16 protein-coding genes and 5 pseudogenes are annotated in these 18,780 nt (G+C 59.0%); 6 read left to right on the forward strand and 15 right to left on the reverse strand.

Annotated elements, in window-relative coordinates; all coding sequences use genetic code 11:
- Positions 1–428 precede the first annotated feature (428 nt).
- The 4 genes from AB3X95_RS18290 to AB3X95_RS18305 form a co-directional block, all read right to left on the reverse strand.
- A complete protein-coding gene (locus AB3X95_RS18290) occupies positions 429–1,235 on the reverse strand; it encodes a hypothetical protein (RefSeq protein WP_368622119.1) in 807 nt (268 codons plus the stop codon).
- 324 nt (positions 1,236–1,559) lie between these two features.
- Entirely contained in the window at positions 1,560–3,008 is a 1,449-nt protein-coding gene (locus AB3X95_RS18295; protein WP_368622120.1) for an amidase, read from the reverse strand.
- Between the two features lie 18 nt (positions 3,009–3,026).
- Positions 3,027–4,139, reverse strand: a complete 1,113-nt coding sequence (locus tag AB3X95_RS18300) for a GTP-binding protein (RefSeq protein ID WP_368622121.1) — start codon at positions 4,137–4,139, stop codon at positions 3,027–3,029.
- Positions 4,140–4,225: 86 nt separating this feature from the next.
- Complete coding sequence (locus tag AB3X95_RS18305) at positions 4,226–4,927, reverse strand: cyclase family protein (protein WP_176106871.1); 702 nt, start codon at positions 4,925–4,927, stop codon at positions 4,226–4,228.
- A 300-nt stretch (positions 4,928–5,227) separates the two neighbouring features.
- Between AB3X95_RS18305 and AB3X95_RS18310 the strand changes: the two genes are divergently transcribed.
- Entirely contained in the window at positions 5,228–6,061 is an 834-nt protein-coding gene (locus AB3X95_RS18310; RefSeq protein ID WP_176122169.1) for an IclR family transcriptional regulator, read from the forward strand.
- Positions 6,062–6,273: 212 nt separating this feature from the next.
- On the opposite strand, the gene AB3X95_RS18315 is transcribed toward AB3X95_RS18310, so the two are convergent.
- The 5 genes from AB3X95_RS18315 to AB3X95_RS18335 all read right to left on the reverse strand — a co-directional run bounded on the left by AB3X95_RS18315 (position 6,274) and on the right by AB3X95_RS18335 (position 11,493).
- On the reverse strand, positions 6,274–7,680 hold the full coding sequence (locus AB3X95_RS18315; protein ID WP_176369294.1) for an MFS transporter: 1,407 nt from the start codon (positions 7,678–7,680) through the stop codon (positions 6,274–6,276).
- A 144-nt stretch (positions 7,681–7,824) separates the two neighbouring features.
- Entirely contained in the window at positions 7,825–8,571 is a 747-nt protein-coding gene (locus AB3X95_RS18320; RefSeq protein ID WP_176369293.1) for an SDR family NAD(P)-dependent oxidoreductase, read from the reverse strand.
- A gap of 37 nt (positions 8,572–8,608) precedes the next feature.
- Complete coding sequence (locus AB3X95_RS18325) at positions 8,609–9,136, reverse strand: SDR family NAD(P)-dependent oxidoreductase (RefSeq protein WP_368622122.1); 528 nt, start codon at positions 9,134–9,136, stop codon at positions 8,609–8,611.
- A gap of 1,322 nt (positions 9,137–10,458) precedes the next feature.
- Complete coding sequence (locus AB3X95_RS18330; RefSeq protein WP_368622123.1) at positions 10,459–10,959, reverse strand: DUF2244 domain-containing protein; 501 nt, start codon at positions 10,957–10,959, stop codon at positions 10,459–10,461.
- Between the two features lie 138 nt (positions 10,960–11,097).
- A complete protein-coding gene (locus tag AB3X95_RS18335; RefSeq protein WP_368622369.1) occupies positions 11,098–11,493 on the reverse strand; it encodes an ABC-type transport auxiliary lipoprotein family protein in 396 nt (131 codons plus the stop codon).
- On the opposite strand from AB3X95_RS18335, the pseudogene AB3X95_RS18340 reads away from it, so the two are divergent.
- A pseudogene (locus AB3X95_RS18340) lies at positions 11,454–11,613 on the forward strand (IS256 family transposase); the annotation flags it as partial. The gene AB3X95_RS18335 and the pseudogene AB3X95_RS18340 sit on opposite strands and share 40 nt — an antisense overlap.
- Positions 11,614–11,930: 317 nt before the next feature.
- Here the strand turns inward: AB3X95_RS18340 and AB3X95_RS18345 are convergent.
- Positions 11,931–12,217: pseudogene (locus AB3X95_RS18345) on the reverse strand (LysR substrate-binding domain-containing protein); the annotation flags it as partial.
- A gap of 394 nt (positions 12,218–12,611) precedes the next feature.
- Between AB3X95_RS18345 and AB3X95_RS18350 the strand changes: the two are divergent.
- From AB3X95_RS18350 to AB3X95_RS18360, 3 genes are all read left to right on the forward strand, one after another.
- Positions 12,612–12,938: a hypothetical protein gene (locus tag AB3X95_RS18350; RefSeq protein ID WP_368622124.1), complete on the forward strand. Its 327-nt coding sequence runs from the start codon at positions 12,612–12,614 to the stop codon at positions 12,936–12,938.
- A gap of 157 nt (positions 12,939–13,095) precedes the next feature.
- The gene (locus tag AB3X95_RS18355) at positions 13,096–13,383 is read left to right on the forward strand and encodes a GYD domain-containing protein (protein ID WP_176369291.1); all 288 of its coding nucleotides are present in this window, start codon (positions 13,096–13,098) and stop codon (positions 13,381–13,383) included.
- Positions 13,384–13,888: 505 nt separating this feature from the next.
- The gene (locus AB3X95_RS18360; protein WP_368622125.1) at positions 13,889–14,050 is read left to right on the forward strand and encodes a TraR/DksA C4-type zinc finger protein; all 162 of its coding nucleotides are present in this window, start codon (positions 13,889–13,891) and stop codon (positions 14,048–14,050) included.
- A 14-nt stretch (positions 14,051–14,064) separates the two neighbouring features.
- Here AB3X95_RS18360 and AB3X95_RS18365 read toward each other — a convergent pair whose 3' ends face one another.
- The 5 genes and pseudogenes from AB3X95_RS18365 to AB3X95_RS18385 all read right to left on the reverse strand — a co-directional run.
- A complete protein-coding gene (locus tag AB3X95_RS18365) occupies positions 14,065–14,712 on the reverse strand; it encodes an ATP-dependent Clp protease proteolytic subunit (protein WP_176369290.1) in 648 nt (215 codons plus the stop codon).
- 537 nt (positions 14,713–15,249) lie between these two features.
- A complete protein-coding gene (locus AB3X95_RS18370) occupies positions 15,250–16,131 on the reverse strand; it encodes an NAD(P)H-binding protein (protein ID WP_368622126.1) in 882 nt (293 codons plus the stop codon).
- A gap of 151 nt (positions 16,132–16,282) precedes the next feature.
- Positions 16,283–16,855, reverse strand: a complete 573-nt coding sequence (locus AB3X95_RS18375; RefSeq protein ID WP_368622127.1) for a TetR/AcrR family transcriptional regulator — start codon at positions 16,853–16,855, stop codon at positions 16,283–16,285.
- A gap of 684 nt (positions 16,856–17,539) precedes the next feature.
- Positions 17,540–17,827, reverse strand: a pseudogene (locus tag AB3X95_RS18380) (heterodisulfide reductase-related iron-sulfur binding cluster); the annotation flags it as partial.
- A pseudogene (locus AB3X95_RS18385) lies at positions 17,815–18,336 on the reverse strand (Tn3 family transposase); the annotation flags it as partial. The pseudogenes AB3X95_RS18385 and AB3X95_RS18380, both read right to left, overlap by 13 nt.
- Here AB3X95_RS18385 and AB3X95_RS18390 point away from each other — a divergent pair.
- Positions 18,334–18,612, forward strand: a pseudogene (locus tag AB3X95_RS18390) (hypothetical protein); the annotation flags it as partial. The pseudogenes AB3X95_RS18385 and AB3X95_RS18390 overlap by 3 nt on opposite strands.
- Between the last annotated feature and the right edge of the window lie 168 nt (positions 18,613–18,780).

The following is an 18,780-nucleotide window of genomic DNA, read 5'->3' on the forward strand; positions in this document are numbered from 1 at the left end:
CTCGCGCTGTGCAAAGACTTCGTGTTCTCGGTGCAGGACGGCGACGGCCCGAACGCGCCCGAGAGGTGGTTCACGGCGAGCGCGTGCCAGCAGGACAAGGGCTGGAAGTGGGCGACGGCCGAGCCGGAGGTCGCACGCTGGGGCAACCTGCAATAAAAAAAGCGGCGAGTGTTTCTCGCTGCTTCTTGCCTCCGTCATTAACGACGGCAGGCCCCATCGTAAGCAGTTCCTGGAGGACGCAGTCCACCTTGCGCGCGCAGGGCAGCCCCCGATGACACAGGATGCAGTCCTGATGGGGCTGCATCGTTGAGCACAGCCCCCACTTATCCGCTTGGTGACACTCAGAAGCCGCGGCTTCCTCTGTCTGATTCGAAACCGGCACCTTGAGAGAAGTTGTGTCGAAAGACAATCCATGGTTCTTTACTTCTTTACTTCGACAGATGCAGCTTCTTCGATAGCACGATACCCCGCTGCGGGCTCACCAGCCAGATGGCGTGAATGTTAGCGTAAAGCGTCGAGGTTCTTTTTGTGATGTCTGTGGGCTCGTCGTTGCTGGGATCGCTATGTTCGCGTCGGTCGGTCAGGTAAGGTGGCGCCATGCTACACATCAGCACAATGGCGAAGTCTCCATTCGCTTCGTGGAACGCCGTCTGGGAGAGTGTCACGCGTCCGTGAACCCTGGTTTTGCTCCGTTCGCCCGACTTGAGCTCAATCAGATCGATATGTTGGATGTACCCCTTGGCCTTCGCCTCTGGCGCCACCACAAGCCCTCGACCGCGTTGTCCGGTTATGGTTTTCTTGAGTAGGATCGCTCCCGGATTTTCGTCATCAGATAGATCTACGTCTACCGTCAATAGATGCGTCTTTGACTGATATCGTATTCCGTAGGGCGCAGCTACGACGAAAGCCAGGTCGCGCTCGAGACTGGCTTTCGGCGAGTCGAGCCCGCTTGGCGCCCTATGGCCAGGGACGTGGATCAGGTTCCTGATGCGATCGCTCAACGAAGGCGAGTTGGCATTGAAGCTCTGGCCCGCCAAAGCGTCCCTGATAGCAACCGGGTCGTCGCCGACGAAAGGCCGAGTCGACAGGACATCTGCAGAAGCAGAGATTTCAGGCTCAGTCGCATTGGGAACAGCGGCTGAGTCTGCCGACATCCCGGCGTGCGCCAGCAGCGACATGCAAACCAGGGCGCAAGCGGCGCTCGAACGGACCAGCATAGTTTTAATATCAGCCACGACAAACCCCTCCAGGATTAAGGCAGTCTATCGCAAAGCCTTGCATGGTCAACTCGACCGCGCGACGGCGGCCGTAGGCCCCGGCTCGATCCGTTCTTGGTCGGTTCAGCAATCCCAACGGCAGCGAGGTCGAGAACTTCCCGGCCAGGCCAGCTGCTCGAATGGCTGTTCGAAAATGAAAACTGCCGACTACCGATCGGTGTCTCGAACGGCGGCTCAGGGTCGGTAAGACCCAAAGCCGAGTCGCGGATAGAGCGCGAGCGTACCGTCGTTCAGATCGCAGGCCCAAGAGCTGCACTTCAATCCGATCCGAGCTCTATCTCCTCAAAGTCGCTGACACGATCCTGTTCTTGTATATTCCCGGTCCGTTCCCCCGGTTATTGGCGGTGTTTTGTGAAGCCAGGGGCGAGCGCTCTCGAACGCAGCGGCCGCGCGGAATATCTCCGTCTCACAGCCGGTTTTGGCGACCATTTGCAGCCCTACGGGAAGGCCACTGGCTGTAAAGCCGACTGGGATTGATGCAGCGGGCTGACCGGTCAGGTTGAACGGATAGGTGTAGTACTGCCACGTGCAAAGGTTCCGTCCCTGCGACTGTCCGGGGACGTCAATGCCAATGTCGCACGCCGGTATGGGAACAGTAGGTGACAGCAGAAGGTCGAAAGGTTCAAATACGGTTCGAACCCTTTCGCGGAATTCGTAGCGCTCGAAAACACGTCCGTAATACTGCAACAGGCTCTGTTCAAGAGCGTTGTCGAGCATACCGGCTACTGCTTTGCCCAGCAGTTCTCGGGATTCAAGGAGCGTGCCATGCAAACGCGTTCCTACCCCGGCATAGAATTCTGCCGTCCATATGTCAGCCGGGTCTTCTCCGATTCCAGTCTCTAGAAGGACTACTTCACAACCCATATCCTCGAACGTGCGGACCGCGGTTTCGGCAATTTTCTCTACCTCGGCGTCGGCCCTTGCGTAGCCAAGAGTTGGACTCCACGCGATGCGCATACCTTCCACGGGTTGTTGGCACGCGCCCAGGAAATCCGGAACTGCACCCTGCTGCGAAAACGGATCGCGGCGGTCTCCGCCGGCAATGACAGACAGCAGCAACGCTGCGTCCCGAACGGTTCTGGCAAGGGGGCCGACATGGCCTAATGTGGGCGTCGCCGACACAGGAAACACCGGTACACGCGCAAACTGAGGCTTGATTCCGAAAACTCCGCAAAATGAAGCGGGGGTGCGAATCGAGCCGCCGCCGTCCGTACCCAAGGCAAACGGAGTAATGCCGGCAGCGACGCTCGATGCGGCGCCACAACTGGAGCCTCCGGGAGTCCTGGTCAGATCCCATGGGTTTCGGGTAATCCCCGTGAGGGGCGAGTCCCCAACGGCTTTGCACCCGAACTCGCTGGTTGTCGTCTTGCCAACGATACAGGCTCCAGCCGCCTTCATCCGCTCAACTGAAGGAGCGTCGCCGCCGGCGACATTCTCTGCCATTACCCTCGAACCAAAGGTTTGACAAACCTCGCCGACAGCGATTAGATCCTTCACCGAGACCGGAAGTCCGTGCAGCGGCCTGAGCGACTCACCTCTCATGACGGCCTGTTCAGCGCGTCGAGCGCTTTCGAAGGCAAGTTCCGGCGTCAACGTTGTGAAGCAGTTTAACCGTGGCTCAAGCGCGTCGATGCGCTCGTAAACTTCCTTCAACAGCTCGACAGGCGAGATCCGCTTGTTCGCGATTGCATCGCGCATGTCGAGCGCGGTGGTGAAATCGAATGAGTACATTCTCAAAAACCTTCTTGCCTAGACCATGACCACGCCGTGCTTCACGACGTCGGGGTTATTTGCGATGCAGGCCCTAAAACCTGCAATGATCCCATCCCGTTCGAGGTGCTTTCCGATTACGACGAGGCGAGTCTCTGATAGGCCTCGAGGCCACGCTTCCGCGTACGTAAGGGGGCTGAAGACATTCTGAACACCCTGCAAGATGATGGGACGGTCCGCGCCAGAGAACTTGATCAACCCCTTGACTCGATAAAGATTCGTACCGTAGGTCTGTGTCAGTTGCGTCAAAAATGCGAGAAACTTTTCGTGATCAACTGCATCAGGCTCACGAAAGCTTACGGACGACACATCCGCATGGGGATGTGGTTCCTCGTGGCAGTGGTGATGTTTCCCAGAAGCGCACAAGGTACAGGGCTCGCTCTCGGACGTGCCTTCCGATTCACTCCCCATACCGATCCAGTCCGTGACTGATTGTTCCCGTGTGCTCGGATCAAATAAGCCGAGATCGAGCAATTCGGCGGCAGGCACGTCGCCGAAAACGACAGTAGTCTTTGCTGCGATCGGATTCAGTGCCTGTACCAGCGAGACTGCGGAGTGGTATTGGTCGCTATCAACCAGATCACGCTTATTGAATATGATCTTGTCTGCAAGTGCAATTTGCCGCTCAGCCTCTGGCGCGTTCTCCAGCTGACCTTCCACATGCCTTAGATCGACCAGCGTCACGATGGCGTCCAGGCGGTATGTAAGATTCAGCGACATATCCGTGTAGAAAGCTTGCGCAAGCGGCAGAGGATTTGCAACCCCTGTGGTCTCGATAAGCACGCGATCGAACTGAATTTTGGGTTCAGCAAGTCCCGCTTTTCGCATATATAGCTTGTACAGCGACTCCATGAGGTCATCCTTGCTGGAACAACAAATGCATCCGTTACTCAGCTCCAACATGTCCTCTGAGGTGCGGCTGATCAGGTCGCCGTCGATGCCGATTTCCCCAAACTCGTTCACGATGACCGCGATTTTTTTGGAGTCGGGGTTCGACAGGATGCGGTTCACCAAGGTGGTTTTTCCTGCGCCGAGAAAACCTGTAAGAAGCGTGATGGGGATGCGTTGATCGTTGTCAGCGGAGGCGTTCATGGTGGGGCCTGCTCGATTGCGTGGAGGTGCGGCCGGGAACCCGTATCCGATTCCCGCCTGGTTGCTGGGCACACCAGATGACAAGGTCAGTCGTTGAGGACAGCCCAGGCGCGGACAGGCGAGCCGCTTCCGTTTTGGATCTTCAGCGGCGGCCCGTAGAACATGAACTCACCTTTACCGACCAGTTCCTCGAGATTGACCAGCCATTCGTAATGAGTAATTCCCCGGTCGCGACATACGCGATGGCTTGGAAACAGGTTATGCGACGGTTTGTCCGTGGACGGCCCCTCCACTCCATGCAACCTGGAGCCGCGATCCGCAAGCCAATGGGTTGCTTCAGCGGTAAGACCTGGGTTGCTCCATACGACCTTCAGGTCTGGATAGTGTCGCTTATGAAGACCGGTATTCATAAGCACAATGTGGCCGTCAATCTTCACCCCTGCCTTCTCCTCACCTTCCTCAAGATCTCTGACGTCGATGTCACCAAGGTCAGGGATGTGCGTCATGTCCAGGCAGACCGCTTTCCCCATGAACATCGACAGAGGCATCTCGTCGACTGGTTGGCCCTTCGGGTTCGTGTGATAAAAAGCGTCGACGTGCGTTGCGATGTGATCCAAGGTGCTGATGAAGGTCGTTGCGAAGGTCATCGGGTCCTCCGGCACGCCCAGGCCCAACGAGAGCGACTTCTCATGAGTGAGGTGAGGCGCAATGATGGGCCGCTGAAAGAGCTTGTGTGCGGGCATGTTGTCCGCCAGGGTCAACGTCAGGTCTACGATTCGTTGCGGCATGGTAAGTCTCCTTAATATCTGTTTCTCGAAGTGAACCGGGTGGTAGGCATAGCGGTGAGCACCTGCTGCACGACAAATCCGCAATACGGACAACGGCTAAAGATAACCACCCGTCTCGCGGTCGTCACGCATTGGGTAGCGCTCTCTGGCATGCCCTCAAATCTCTGCTTAATCAATGCTGTCCCTTCGATACAACCATAACCTCCCAAATCTCCTGGAACAACGGGGCGCCCGCAAAAATGAGTCCGCCATGCGGACTACTAGGGTGTAGGATAATCACTTTGATGGGCACGTTACGACATGGATATTGAAACCGAGAGCCAAACATCAGCGACGAGCAAAGGTTCGGGAACACAGAGCATCGAACGCGCAGCTCGGATCTTGCGAGAGATCGCATCATTCAGCGTGCACGGGTTGCGCTTATCGGACCTGGCCACTCAACTGAAGCTGGAGCGCCCGACGATCCACCGGATCTTGAGTTGTCTGGTGAGAGAAGGGCTGGTCATGCAGCACCCGCAAACGCGCCGGTATTTGCTCGGTCACGGCTTGTACGAACTCGGCCTGACTGCTGCAACGCAGTTCAAATTGCAGGCGATCTGTGAGCCGTCGTTGAAGCGGCTCGCCCAGTCGACCGGGGACGTCGCGTTCTTGACCATTCGTAGCGGCTCGGACGCCATTTCGATCGCGAGAGTTGAGGGCGGCGGACCCGTGACTGTACCTGCCATACAGATCGGCGTGCATCGACCGCTGGGGGTCGGCGCAGGCAGTCTCGCGCTGCTAATGCTTCTCCCAGATGACGAGATTTCCCGTATTTGCCATGCAAACGCAAAGCGACTCTTCACTTATGGCGGGTTGTCGGTGCCATCATTGCTCAAGATCGTGAAGCATTGTCAGGACGTCGGGTACGCAACGCACGACAGCAGTCTGATCCCCGGTCTCAGCGGAGTGGGCACCGTGATTCGGGACAGCGGTGGCGCTCCACTCGCCGCGCTTAGCGTAACCGCACTTGCAGGCAGCTTGTCGCAGGCCCGGCAGCAAGAACTCGTTTCACTTCTCCGCACTGAGTCGCGCGTCATCCAGAACCTCGTGCACCAGGCTCACCTCGACACCACGGATTTGCGCGGACGCGTCTAATTTGGACGTTTGGTCCAGGTAGGTGGTCTGGCTGGCCTGAAGCGCTCGACCCGGTGAGACCATCGCCATCAGTTCCGGACAATGTGGGGATGTGGCAGATGGGAGTTGTATCGGCTGGGTGACTCGTCACGGGCGGCGGAGTCTTGTAGCGGGGGGCAAATGCAGGCGCACGGTTGTTAGGTCGCGCGCGCCTGCCGTTGAGATCGTCTGGTTTATTCGATTACAACGCCATAGCGGCCGCTTTCCTGCGCCTCCACCAGGCTCGGTTCGGGCACTGCCTCGCTCCAGGTATGCTCTTCCGGATCAACGTGACGCGTCGCGAAGATCAGCAAACCGGAGAGGAAGCACGGAACCGCCCCGAAGAACAGGCCTGCGTGAAGCCAGTCGCTTCCCGAGCTAAGCGCCGCCGTAATACCAAGGCCGGCCAAAATTGCGCCAATCGGCCCCATCGCATGGACAATTGCGCTGCCAGTGCCACGAATTGCGGTCGGATAGCTTTCGCCGATGAAGAACAGGGCAGCGGCGTACGGGCCGTTCAGGAAGAACAGGCCGAGGCTGTAGAGACCGACCACGACGTAGAGGTCGTGCGGGCCATACAGCATCCCCGCGAACGCGAAGCCGCCAAGCATCCATCCCAGCGCCAGAGTGTTTCGCCGGCCAATCTTGTCGCCAATGAAGCCGTGCGAAAGGTAACCGATGTACCCGACCACGTTCGACAGGACGAGAATCAGCAGCGAGTTCTCGAACGAAACGTTGTGGACTTGCGTCAAAACCGTCGTTCCGAGTACGCCGAAGACCTGGATCGCGGACCAGTTCAAGAGAAGGCCGCCGCCGAGAACCAGCGTTGGACGGAGCGACTCGCCGCGGAAGGCCGCCCAGATACCAGCCGAGGAATGTTGCTCGTAGTCAATTCCGTGACGCGCTGCGATCTTGCGGGCAGCTTCTTCCTCACCACAGTCACGAAGATGCTTCACATGCTTGTGCACCAGGAACTGCGGGCTCTCCTTCAAACGTCGCGTCATGAAGAAAATGACTATTGCAGGGAAAGTCGCGAAGACGAAGCAGCCTTGCCAGCCTACCCTCGGCAACAGCAAAGCCGTGAGGCCAGCGGCGACGAGCGCTCCGATCGGCCATCCACCCTGTACCAGGCTATAGATGAAGCCCTTGCGCTTGTTCAGTCGCGCGTCGTTGGCCGCAGTGTAAAGTTCGTTCAAATACGTCGCATTGACCGTCTCTTCCGCATACCCGAGACCAGAGAGCGAGCGAATAAGAATCAGGGGCCAGCGCCCGAGAGATCCGCCAACCACAGTGAGCCCGGAGCAGACTGCAGCGCCGGCGACGGTGAACAGGAGGCTGTTCTTGCGTCCCGCCTTATCGAGAATCGGTCCGATTACAAACGCGATCAGCGCGGTTCCCGCGGCAACCAAGGTTGCTATTTCGGCTTGCTCCGCAGCGTCCCACTTGTAGTGGGCTCCAATTTCTGGAAGGAGCGTGCCAAACAGGATGAAATCATAGACTGCGAACACCCACGCGAAGAAAGCGACGACGGTGGCTCGCTTTACATCACTCGGCAGTATCGAATCGACCCGAAAGTCATTTGGGCTTTTGAACTTGGCCATTTTGAACTAATCCTTAGCCTCACGGCATAAATAATCCTGTATTCAGTTTAAAGAAGGATAACTGAATAACATGTTTGGTCATTCATTTGGATTGGTGAGTGGGCTTAGCTTGAGCGCAGATAGCGCCTGAGCTACGGCCAGCGGTCAGATCATGTAGTCGCCGCCATTTGGATTGATGGTGGCGCCGAGGAAGTAGGATCCGGCTTCGGAAGCAAGCAATACGGCAGCAGGCGCGATTTCGTCGACGGAAGCTGCTCGTCCGATCGGCAATTCCGCGAGCTTGGCGCGTCGGAACGTTTCGGGAAGACTGCGGAACAGTTCCGTGTCGACCGGTCCAGGACAGATCGCGTTCGCGGTGATTCCCTGGTCAGCCACCTCATACGCGAGCGAGCGGGTAAAGCCAATTACGCCAGCCTTCGCTGCGGCATAGTGGGCAAGTTCCTTCGCACCTTTATGTGCAAGCTGAGAGCTGATGTTGATGATTCGGCCGTGCTCGCGCTGGCGCATACCAGGAAGGACAGCTCGCGTACATAGGAAGACACTGCGCAGGTTAATCAGCATCATTCTGTCCCACATATCCGTGGGCATATCGGCGACGAGCGATGCGGACTCGATACCCGCGTTGTTGACCAGAATGTCAATGCGGCCGAGCGCGGCGATTGCGGTATCGACCGCAGCGTTCACCTGCGACTCTTCGCCAACATCGGCAGAGACAGCAACGCCTCTCACCCCGAGGTCGCGAATACGTGCTGCGGTGTACTCTGCGTCTTCCTTTAGGCGATCAAGTACGGCGACGTCTGCGCCTTCCTTCGCGAAGGCAAGGGCGATGGCTTGCCCGATCCCGCGCGCAGCGCCTGTGACCAAAGCCGTCTTACCAGTTAGGCTGCCCATGATTTCCTCCAAACGTGATTATGAGCGGTTGAATTGATTAATGGCTTTGGATGGCCAAGCCGCCACGCACCGGACCGACTACACCCGCTTTTGCCGCCGAGTAGTGTGCATGTTCATCCCATCCGTAGGCGATGCCCATAATGGACGACACAGCAACGATGCTCCCTGATTTCTTCTTCATGCCCGGCAGCGCTGCGCGAATGATGCGGAAGACGCCTTTCAGGTCAATATCCATCGAGAGATCCCACTTCTCGTCCGTCAATTCATCGAGAGGGACTTTATGCGCGATACCTGCGTTTGCGATCACCGAATCGATTGCGCCATATTTCTTCTCCACGGTCGCGCCGATTTCGTCACAGGCAGCAGTGTCGCGAACGTTAAGCGTATAGAATTCAGCCTGTCCCCCGGCTAACCGAATCTCCGCCGTCACCGCTTCTCCTTCTGCCTGTAGAACGGCGGTGACGATCAGCCTGTAGTTCAACGCACCGAATGCCTTCGCGGTGGCTCGTCCGATCCCGATTCCGGCGCCGGTGATCAGAACCACGTTTTGATCCTGGTTACTCATTTGGAATCCTCATTACAAGGGAGTTTGATTTGATTGGGCAATTTCTAACCGCAACCTTGAGATCGGGGCGGGGAATGTAACGGTGTGTCGGCTTGGTCGGTCACGTTCTTACGTGAGTTCCACTATAGAGCCGCCACATTTGTTTTCAACGGCGTCGAAAACAAAGAATTCCGTATTGTGGACTCGGGTATAAACCCCGATAAATCTGCTCTCCCGGTGGCGCGCGCCGTTCAGAAGCGGAGTGCTACCACAAATCGTCTTGTAAGTCATTGTTTTCTATGGCTTTGGCCGTTCGCAATGCCCGCGGCATCAGCCACTCAGTCGTGCGCGAGCGAAACTCTCCGAGCAAAGAGGCAAGGTTTCCATGATATGGAGCAATTTCGTCGAGCAAGGCCGCGCATCGTGACGCGACGAGCTCGGCCAACTGGAAGCCGGCGCAGATGGCCGGACCTCCTTGTTAGCTGCCGTTGGATGTTCGGCCACTCGACCGGCGGGAATGGGTCCGGCTCCCGTCCCTCGTCATCGGACCCTGTTCGTTTAGGGTTGTTCGTTCACCGTTTAGGTTTATTCGACGTCTGCCCGGAGGCGTTGGCGTTCGTTCACGAGCCTGTGCTCGAGGGCAGGCATCGAACAGACCTAAACGTTTTGCGACGATCGCCTGTCGCTAACGTGCTTTACTTTCCGTTTTCTGAAGCGCCCCCTATCACCGTCGGCGGTCGTCGAAAGGGGCCTGTCGGCCGCAGACCGCGATGCCGAGCGTCACAATACCGCGTTCGGTGCCGTGCTGACCCGGTTGCTGACCGCAGCCGTGCTGGTCACGATGGCGGAGCGAAGAACGCCGGGCGTGTGCCGCTGCATGACGTCGGACAGATCGCCGACGCGCTTTATGCTCTACTCAGCGGGGCGGTCTTTGTATGGGCGCGCTCGGCGCCACGGCGCTCGTGTCGTCCCTCGCCCTCACGCGGGGCGTCGGTGAAATCGCGGGCTAGCGCCGTTCACTGGCCTTGCATCCGTTCGAGGTCCGATGGTTCTACGGGGTCAACGGTGGTCGCAGTGCGGTGTTCGTCGCGCGCGTTCCGGACCCTCTGTCGCTCAACATCGCCGCCTAGGTGCTCAACGCTTTGCTGCTGCCGTTGGTTGCACGATAGCTGCTCGCGCTGGCGAGCGGCCCTGTGTTGCCCGCTGCTGAGCGAGTGCGCGGCGCATTTCGCGTGGCGCCGAAACATTGGCGTAAGCATCGCGTGTGGCATCGGCATCGTCGGGGCGCTCGGCGTGTTGCTGTGAGGCCAATCAGACATGCCGGGCGATCATCGGCCGGCATGTCAACAGTCGGCCACGATAAAGCGGCGCAATTGACGCACGAACTCCGCGCGGGCGGCGGCAGGCAGTTGCCGGCCGACGGGAATACGCTGCCAGCCGTCGCAAAGGTAGACGGCGCCATCGATGTCGCCGAGAGACACGGCCAAGCGGGCCGCATTCATCCGATGCATCGTGCGGCGTCCGCGCTCGTGTACTTCGACGATCACGAACGGGGGCGCGAACCTCAGCACCTCGCCGTCCGTCGCGTGCCTGGAGTAGGCGATAAAGGCGATGCCGACGGCCGCGGCGCAAAGCATCGAGAAGGGCAGCGTGAGCCACGCGCCGAATGCGAATGCCGCTGCCACGCCGCTCGCGAGGTCGAGCGCCATGAGGAACACGGTCGCGGCGAGCGACTGCCGCGGCGTGAGGGAGCAGTTGCGCTTGATGCGCCACTCGCGGCTCGGCACACCTCCCTCGTCGTCGAAAGGGCCAGGCCCGTACGACCGCCTGAAGTATGCGTACATGATCGAAAGTCCCGCGTCATGCAGCCATTCGCGACGCGCAATGCGCGTGCCGCGCTGCCCGCGCTGCCTTCGTAAGTATCACACGTTTGAGACGCTGCCCCTCGTCGAATGACGGGATGTATCGGCATTCCCAGCTTGTCAGCGCGCGACGACCGACGCGGCGATCCGGTCGGTCAACGCCCCGAGAATGCGGCTCAGCGCAGCGGCTTGCGCCGCCGCGCCGCGGTTCTCTAGCGCCGCCTTGAGCGTCGCCTGTTGCGTGAGGGTAGCGCGGGCGGGCTGCCCCGATTGCAGCGTCCACGCGGCTTGCAATGTCACCGTTCCGCTCGCATCGGTCTCGGCATCGAGCACCGTGACGACGAGCATCCGAGTGCCGGGCGGCGCCGGCGCGTCCGGGAAGATGAACACGCCTAGAGGCAGCCGGCTCGTCAGGTCCTGCTTGCATTCAAGCTGATCGAGGAACCCAAGAAAACCTGGCGCCGCATTTCCTTGTGTTCGCGATCGTGCGTCATCGAACCACGCGCACGCGCAAATGCGTGAAAAACGTGGCGCCGCATCGACGGCCCCGAAAAGATCAAGCTGTTGCTCGCAGGCATTGCCTTCAGAGACGGCGAGCCGCTTCAGGACGATCAGCCGGTTCGGCAGGTACTCGCACCGATACGGCGGGCTCCGTTCGGGCGCTGGCCGATCTTCCGGCTTGGCTTTTCTTTCGTCTCGTCTGGCCGACCATCCCTGTCTCTTGTGGTGCATTTTGCCCTTGCCATCGTATTCGCGCTTATCCTTCAGCTCGCGAGACTGATAGTGCCGCATGGCTATCGCCACCACGACGGATGATCCTCGTTCTGGCGACGACGTGGCGTGATGAACTGTACGTGCAAGAGAGCCTTGAGGCACGTCAGTCGTTGGTCGCGGTGTAGCGGGAGTCGACCATCACATCAGCATAGAGGGAAATAGCCTGCCATCCGCGCGGGCTACCGCTCTAATCGTTCCTGCAGGAACTCAATGAAGCGCTGCGTTTTCGCGGGCAGCAACCGGGTTTCGGTGATGGCATAGACGGGCATCGGCGTGCGGTGCCGTGCCGTGCCATGCCATGCCATGCCCGCATTACGGCGGCGCAGCCTCCCGCTGGCCAGTTCATCCGAGACGATTTCCTCTGGCATCGGGATGATGCCATGTCGAGCGTCGACAGCCTGCGGATCATGCCAACACTGTTGAGCGCGAACCTGCCACCTACAGGTACAGTGGCGGTTCGCTTCCCGTCGGCGGTTGCGAACGTCCGTTGCCTGGTGCCAGTGCGACTGTTCAACCGCTGCGGCCCCAACGGCCGTGAAGGGTCGGCAAAACTCATACATCAATGGCGATAATTGACATTGACCGGCTCAGATTATCCTGGTAGCAGCAAAGACACGCACGCCGATGCGTGTCGGATCCCCTACAGGTTGCTGATTTAGTCGGGCACTGTGCGGACCGCTGCACGCGACCGGTTGTGACCTACACTGGAAATGCGTCTTTCGCGTGCCCAGGTGCCGCCGTGACGCAATGCAACATCGCTGGCCGCCGACTGCATCAGGCGAATGGCGATGGCACGGGCAACACACCGTTATCTGCTGCCTGAATTCCTCTGGATCTGATGTTCAAGAAAGGGGGGCATCATGTTGCAAGCCAGTGAAATCCAAAAGCGTTTTACTCATCTTCAGCAAACCGTCAGCGAGGCATCACGTACCTTGCACGCCGACGCGACAATTCCTAAGCACTTGATGAACTGGATGGATGAGCTCGAAAAGGAATGCAAATCGGCGAAGAAGATCATGTCGTCCAAGGATGAGGATCGCATCCGACAGTGCATAGATGATCTCGAACGGATCGGTGATCGTGCGGAACGCGCTTGCCAACAGGCCAGTGGTCTGGCCGACGGAATCGTGGATACCGTCAGTTCAATGCATTCTGAACTTTCCGACCTGAAGCGACAACTGCACTGACGTGGCAGGGAGCCCCGGTCCAACCCGCCGGGGCTGGTTGCACTTCTACACCTGCGCTTCAAGACGCACCGCAACGCTTCTGCTTGACGCGCGGCCGCCTGTTTCCTTCGGACTGTCGTGCCCGATAGCAGGCCAATTCTTTGCTCGGAGGTATGCCATGGCTACCTACGTCATCCTGAGCCGTCTCGCTCCTGACGCATTCACGAATCCTGGCGAACTGAAGCAGCTCGCCGCCACAGTGGCCGAAAAGATCAGGGCCGAATGCCCAGACGTCACCTGGAAGGACAGCTATCTGACTCTCGGGCGCTTCGACGTGCTGGACATTGTCGAGTCGAACGATCTGAAGCAGCTCGAGCTGGCGGCTTTGATCATCCGCGGCTATGGACACGCCGCCACCGAGACCCTACAGGCGACGCCGTGGAACGAGTTCATCGACGCCCTGTAGCGCAGATCGACGGATCGGGCTCGAGGCGACGAAATGCGCCAGGTCGGCGCGAACTGATTTGGGTGAAGTTCGGTGCCGAGTGCGATGAGCGACCGCAGCTACCCTAGGGTTTCCTGATGTTGGCCATACCTGTAGTTCGCGCGCACTCGGCCCAGGATGCGACCATTGCTGGGTGTTCCGGAATGATTGCAAGAGATCCGGATGCGTGTTTGGAGGCAATCATGCACGACATTCTCGCGGGTTGCGATGGCTCGGTTTCCGCACAGGCGGCAGTCCGCTTCGCAAAAAAATCTCGCTGAAAAGGAAGGGGCGCGGCTGCACATTCTTCCGGTTGCTCGTCTGCCCGACTGGGGTAAGCTGGCCTATGAGCGGCCTGAGCTGCTTGAGATCGAAAAACGCCACCGAGTACGGCGATCTGGCTGGCGCGCGTCCGCCCGGAACGCGCGAGCTCCAATCCCACAGCGACGAGGGCGTCGGGACTCGGCAGCAGCAATGAGGTACGCGCGTGTGCATCGACTGCGGCAACCCGATCGACCACGCGCGGCTCGCCGCCGCTCCGTATGCGGCGCGCTGCTTGGCGTGCCAGGTCCAATACGAGCGGCACGCCTCAGGCGCACTCAGGTGGAGCGCGGGTTCAACGGGCCGGGAGGCAGCAGTCTCTATCTGACGACGACAAGTGCGTCACGGCCGCAGGTCGGCGAGTGACTGAATCAGTTGCCCGACGACACCGTACTCGATCGCCTCGGCCGCAGACATCCAGTAGTTGCGGTCGGTGTCTTCGGCGACTCTTTCATACGGCTGCCCGGTCGCTTCCGCGATCAGACGATTGATCCGCTCACGAATCTTCACGATTTCGCGCGCCTCGATCGCGATATCGGTGGCTTGCCCCTGCGCGCCTCCGAGCGGCTGATGCAGCATGAAGCGGGTGTTCGGCAGCGCGTAGCGGTGCTCTTTGCGTGCGCCGAGATAGATTGTCGCTCCCGCACTCGCCACCCAGCCGGTGCCGACCATGCGCACGGGGGCGGTCGAGTCGATGAATTTGACCATGTCGTGAATGGTGTCCCCGCTTTCGACATGACCTCCCGGCGAGTTGATGAACACGTCGATCGGGTCGGATGATTCGCTTGCGAGCGTCAATAGCCGCGCGCAAACATCACGCGCGAGCTTGTCGTCAATCGTGCCGAACACGAGCACGCGTCGCTCGCTCAACAGGCGGTTTTCGAGCACATTGACCTGACTGGACACCGTATTGTCGCGCTCGGAATCGTCGCCGTTCGGCTCGTGCTGGCGGAACGTTTGGGCAATGCGGTGATCTGAACGGCCTTCCATGGAATCCTCCTTCCAATGCGCACGCGCGAGTCGCCAAGCACGCCAGGATTGACGGTGCCATGCGAGCGCTGTCGCCGCTAGCTACACCGGCGCCCAACCATGCAAGCGGCCTCGATGTGAGCCGGATAGCACCGTCGCGCACCGTCATGCCTCGATCACCGCAGGTGGTGTCAAGTTGGCGAATGTAGGCTACTCGTCTTCGATAACGTAGTCATCCTTATCAGATACGTGCCTGGAGCGCGGCACAGCCAGCGATCGCCTCGTCTCGACTGCTTCTCAGGGGAAGGTCGGTGTCGTGGGCTCCGCGCCTTCGAGATCGGCTTTCGGAAAATGCTGCGCGACCCTACGATCGCCTTCGCCGTCGTCGTGTCAGGTACGAGGAAATAAAGACGTCTCATGTCGTCTCTCCTTCAATCAGGCATTCCCCAACGGGACGATGCTGTTTATCGTACCTCTGCCGCAGGCAATCAGGGGGCGCAGGTGACTTGCCGATATGAAGCGGTGGCAAAGCATCGGAAGCGAGCCGGCCGCCGCCCATCAGCCTTCGAAAAGCTGCCGGTTGGCGCGGACAAACTCTTCAACGGTTTGCGGCGCCTGTCCGGTGACTTGCTCGATGATGCCGTCTTTGCCCGCGAAGACACCGTTCTGGTAGTCGATGGCAACCTCAATGAAGTGCTGGATCATAAACTCTGGAAGACCGTACTTTTGCAGGTGCTCGCGATATTCGTCGAGCGTCGCTGGGTTATAAACAATTTCCCGGTCGAGAACCTTGCCGATTTCATCCGCGATGCGTTGATGGTCGAGTTCGATCGGACCGCAGAGTTCGTAGGTCTTGCCAATATGGCCGGAAGGATTCGTCAGTACGGTAGCGATGAAACGCGCCTGGTCTTCCGCGGCAATCGGTGCATGGCGTCCGTTTCCGTAAGGAAGAGTGATTCGCCCGTCGTTGACGATGGTATCGAGCACCCATGGGAAGATCAGCCATTCCGAGAAGAACGTCGGTCGGATGTGAACCGTTGGCAGGCCCGACCAGTCGAGAACCCGTTCTGCGATCCAATGATTGCGCGCCGCGTGACTTTTCGAGTCTTCCCGCGCGGAGATTTGCGACATTTCTGCGAGGACTTCCACCTCCGCACGCCGTGCCGCGTCCGCGAAATACGCTGTCGCCTCGATGAAGCCCGGCCGCACCGGATAGCACAGGTATGCGCCAGTCACGCCGTCCATTGCGCGGAGCACATCGTCATGCTCGAGCAGATCGCCGACGACGACTTCGGCGCCCTGGGCACGAAGCGCTGCACTGCGTTCGTCTTCCTGGTGTACTAAGGCTCGGACAGCATGCCCGTCGTTCAACAGATGACGAATGGTGTGGACGCCTGTCTTGCCTGTGGCGCCAGTGATCAGATATTTACGTTGCTGCATGATGAACTCTCCAGATTAACGATGTGAGCACTCGTCGCGAGTGCGGGGCTACCAGATCTCGCCGCGATCGAAAAATCGCTTCGAAACCATAAAGTGCATATGCACATCTAGGTGCGCGCGCAATGCACTCAGTTTCAGGCTTGCATACCACCTACATCTTGATGAGGCGTTCTTGGACCGTCTGAAGAATTGCCGCGGACTCGTCAGGGTCTTCAACGATACGCGCCATGGTGAGGGCGCCGATCATCGCCGAGAGCGCAAAGATCGCTTCGGACCTTGCTGCTGCATGGTGCCGACGCCCGGACCGACTTGCCAGAATGTCGACGAGACCGTCGAACCCGCGCGCGGCAACTGCCCGCGTTTGTCCGTCGGCGCGCGCGAGCTCGCTGCCCATGCCCGCGAGCGGGCAACCGTCTGCCGGTGCGTCGCGGTGGGACGTCGACACGTAAGCCTCGACGATGGCCTTGAAAGCTTTAGCGCCGGTGCGCTCGCCCGCGGCGGCTTCGAGCTTGCCGATGATATCGGTTAGCGCGGCTTCGCACGCTTGTGCGATTAATTGGTCTTTGGACTCGAAATGCCGATAAAAACCACCGTGTGAGAGTCCCGCGTCAGCCATCAGATCCGCCAAACCTGTCGTCTGGATGCCATTCGCCCTGAACGCGCGAGCCGCAACATCGACGATTCGACGGCGGGTCTCAGCAGTTTCAAGTTTCGATCTCCTCATGAGGGGGCACTCCGTGACGCGTTGTTTAGATGATAGTCATCATCTAAATCATGATCAACGCGTTTTCATCAACATTGAGTTTCAGCAGTCGAATGGGGCCTGATTGATTAGGTCGCATGGTCCACGCATCGAAACCGGTTAGGTGACGACGCCTGAAATTCATCGGCGCGTAGCCACGGTCGAAAGAGGCATTTTCGGGGCAACTTCGGGAGCGAAAGTCTCGCCCCGTATCCGTTGTCGACGGGCGGGTTGGCTCAAGGAGCAGCGCAATGGATTCGCAGGCTTCGCCTTGCTTCGGAGCCGAGACAGGCGTGTAATTGATTGCCGAATCGGCCGGGCAAGCGAGGGGCTCCATGCGCTGCGATCATTGTGGCTTCGAGCATGCCCTGACACTGTCATGAGTCGGTCGACGGTGGATCTCATGAAGGAGCATTTTCCGAACGTTTCGGTTCGCGGTGACCTCGGTGAACACGTTTCGCTTCTCAGCATCCAGAAAGCGAAACGGATTCTCGGATATCTGCCCAACTTTACCTGGCGAGGCGAAAAAACTGGACTGAATCCAACGTCCAGGTGCTCAGCTTTCCCGAAGACCTTTCTTCTGACGCAGAGGACGAAGTGTCCGCTTCCGCGGCATCCTCCGAAACGGACACTTCATTGTCGCAGAGTTGCGCAACCGATAGGACTTCAAGGTAAGGACGCATCTATCAGCTCAATCCAATGACGCACTGGTGTGCGGCCCGCTCCGTCCAAATGCACTTGGCATCCGATGTTGGCCGTGACAATCAACTTCGGCTTACCGCCCTGCAGCGCATCCAGTCGGTTGTTGCGCAACCTTTCCGCCAAGTCAGGCTGGGTAATGGAATAGGTGCCCGCCGAGCCGCAGCACAGATGTGCGTCAGGCACAGAGGCGAGATCAAAGCCTAACCGTTGCAGGATCGATTCGACGGCTCCGCCCAGTTTCTGCGCATGCTCATCATCTGACGGATAGCGGCTGACGAAACTTCGGGGACCATCCGGGAAATGTCCGCTGCCGATAGCGAGGTTCCGTGTGCCAGTACTGCCGAATACACCATCAATAATTCGATCCGTGATCGCGGCTCGCGTCCCAGCAGGATCCAGCTGAAACGCGTCGCGCTGTCAATTTCGAGGATGATCTCGGGTAACTGACCAGGCGGATGGGCTTCGAAGATTGCCCGCCTCAGACGATCGGCCTCTGCGTCTCCCGGCTGGGCATCCAATGGATCGAGATATACCGCTGTGTCGATCCGCACCTTGCCTTCATCTACTGCCTGCCCTAGCAATTCGAGGCGCTGATCGAGTTGTTCGAGGATAGGGCTCAGAAACACGTGAGGGTCCTGCGGCAGGCCGAGGTGCCCGTACAGGTTGTTTCGCTTTATCGGCCATTCTTCGGCTGGGATCAGCATGTGCGTCTGGCTACGGAACGAAAGGCTGTGCGCGATGAAGATGGAGCCATTGCGCAGCTTGGTGTGCAGTCGCCCGACGTCGGGACGCTTCGCTCGATCTACGATGGCAACCTGAAAACGCTGTCCGACCACCAGATCTTCGCTCAGACCATCGTCAATTTCCGGTCGATCGCAGAGCATCAGCGTCGTTACGTCATCCGGTGGCTCAAGGAGCAGCTCACAGGCCGCCCGGAGCGGAGCCAACTGATGAGCGACCTCAAGCGATGGTTCTACGAGCACCGAATCGTGATACCGCTCGATCGCATGTTGAGACAGTTCATTGTTCAGGCGGTGCATCTTCCCCGACCGGTACGGTCACGCTAGCGTCCTTCAATACACTTCAATGGGCCTCATAGCTGGCACCCCGCAATCGGGTAGTCAGCAGGTGCTTGATTGCAAAGACCATTCATGCAGGGCCACAAGGCAGACCCCAACCAGGTTTAGGCGCCCCTAACCGGAAAC

Source organism: Paraburkholderia sp. BR13444 (assembly GCF_040948755.1).
GTDB lineage: Bacteria > Pseudomonadota > Gammaproteobacteria > Burkholderiales > Burkholderiaceae > Paraburkholderia > Paraburkholderia youngii.

Excerpts from the sequence above, each read along its gene's own strand:
- AB3X95_RS18295 (WP_368622120.1), bottom strand. The coding sequence starts at position 3,008 with ATGTACTCATTCGATTTCACCACCGCGCTCGACATGCGCGATGCAATC.
- AB3X95_RS18300 (WP_368622121.1), bottom strand. The coding sequence starts at position 4,139 with ATGAACGCCTCCGCTGACAACGATCAACGCATCCCCATCACGCTTCTT.
- AB3X95_RS18305 (WP_176106871.1), bottom strand. The coding sequence starts at position 4,927 with ATGCCGCAACGAATCGTAGACCTGACGTTGACCCTGGCGGACAACATG.
- AB3X95_RS18310 (WP_176122169.1), top strand. The coding sequence starts at position 5,228 with ATGGATATTGAAACCGAGAGCCAAACATCAGCGACGAGCAAAGGTTCG.
- AB3X95_RS18315 (WP_176369294.1), bottom strand. The coding sequence starts at position 7,680 with ATGGCCAAGTTCAAAAGCCCAAATGACTTTCGGGTCGATTCGATACTG.
- AB3X95_RS18320 (WP_176369293.1), bottom strand. The coding sequence starts at position 8,571 with ATGGGCAGCCTAACTGGTAAGACGGCTTTGGTCACAGGCGCTGCGCGC.
- AB3X95_RS18325 (WP_368622122.1), bottom strand. The coding sequence starts at position 9,136 with ATGAGTAACCAGGATCAAAACGTGGTTCTGATCACCGGCGCCGGAATC.
- AB3X95_RS18330 (WP_368622123.1), bottom strand. The coding sequence starts at position 10,959 with ATGTACGCATACTTCAGGCGGTCGTACGGGCCTGGCCCTTTCGACGAC.
- AB3X95_RS18350 (WP_368622124.1), top strand. The coding sequence starts at position 12,612 with ATGTTGCAAGCCAGTGAAATCCAAAAGCGTTTTACTCATCTTCAGCAA.
- AB3X95_RS18355 (WP_176369291.1), top strand. The coding sequence starts at position 13,096 with ATGGCTACCTACGTCATCCTGAGCCGTCTCGCTCCTGACGCATTCACG.
- AB3X95_RS18365 (WP_176369290.1), bottom strand. The coding sequence starts at position 14,712 with ATGGAAGGCCGTTCAGATCACCGCATTGCCCAAACGTTCCGCCAGCAC.
- AB3X95_RS18370 (WP_368622126.1), bottom strand. The coding sequence starts at position 16,131 with ATGCAGCAACGTAAATATCTGATCACTGGCGCCACAGGCAAGACAGGC.
- AB3X95_RS18375 (WP_368622127.1), bottom strand. The coding sequence starts at position 16,855 with ATGAGGAGATCGAAACTTGAAACTGCTGAGACCCGCCGTCGAATCGTC.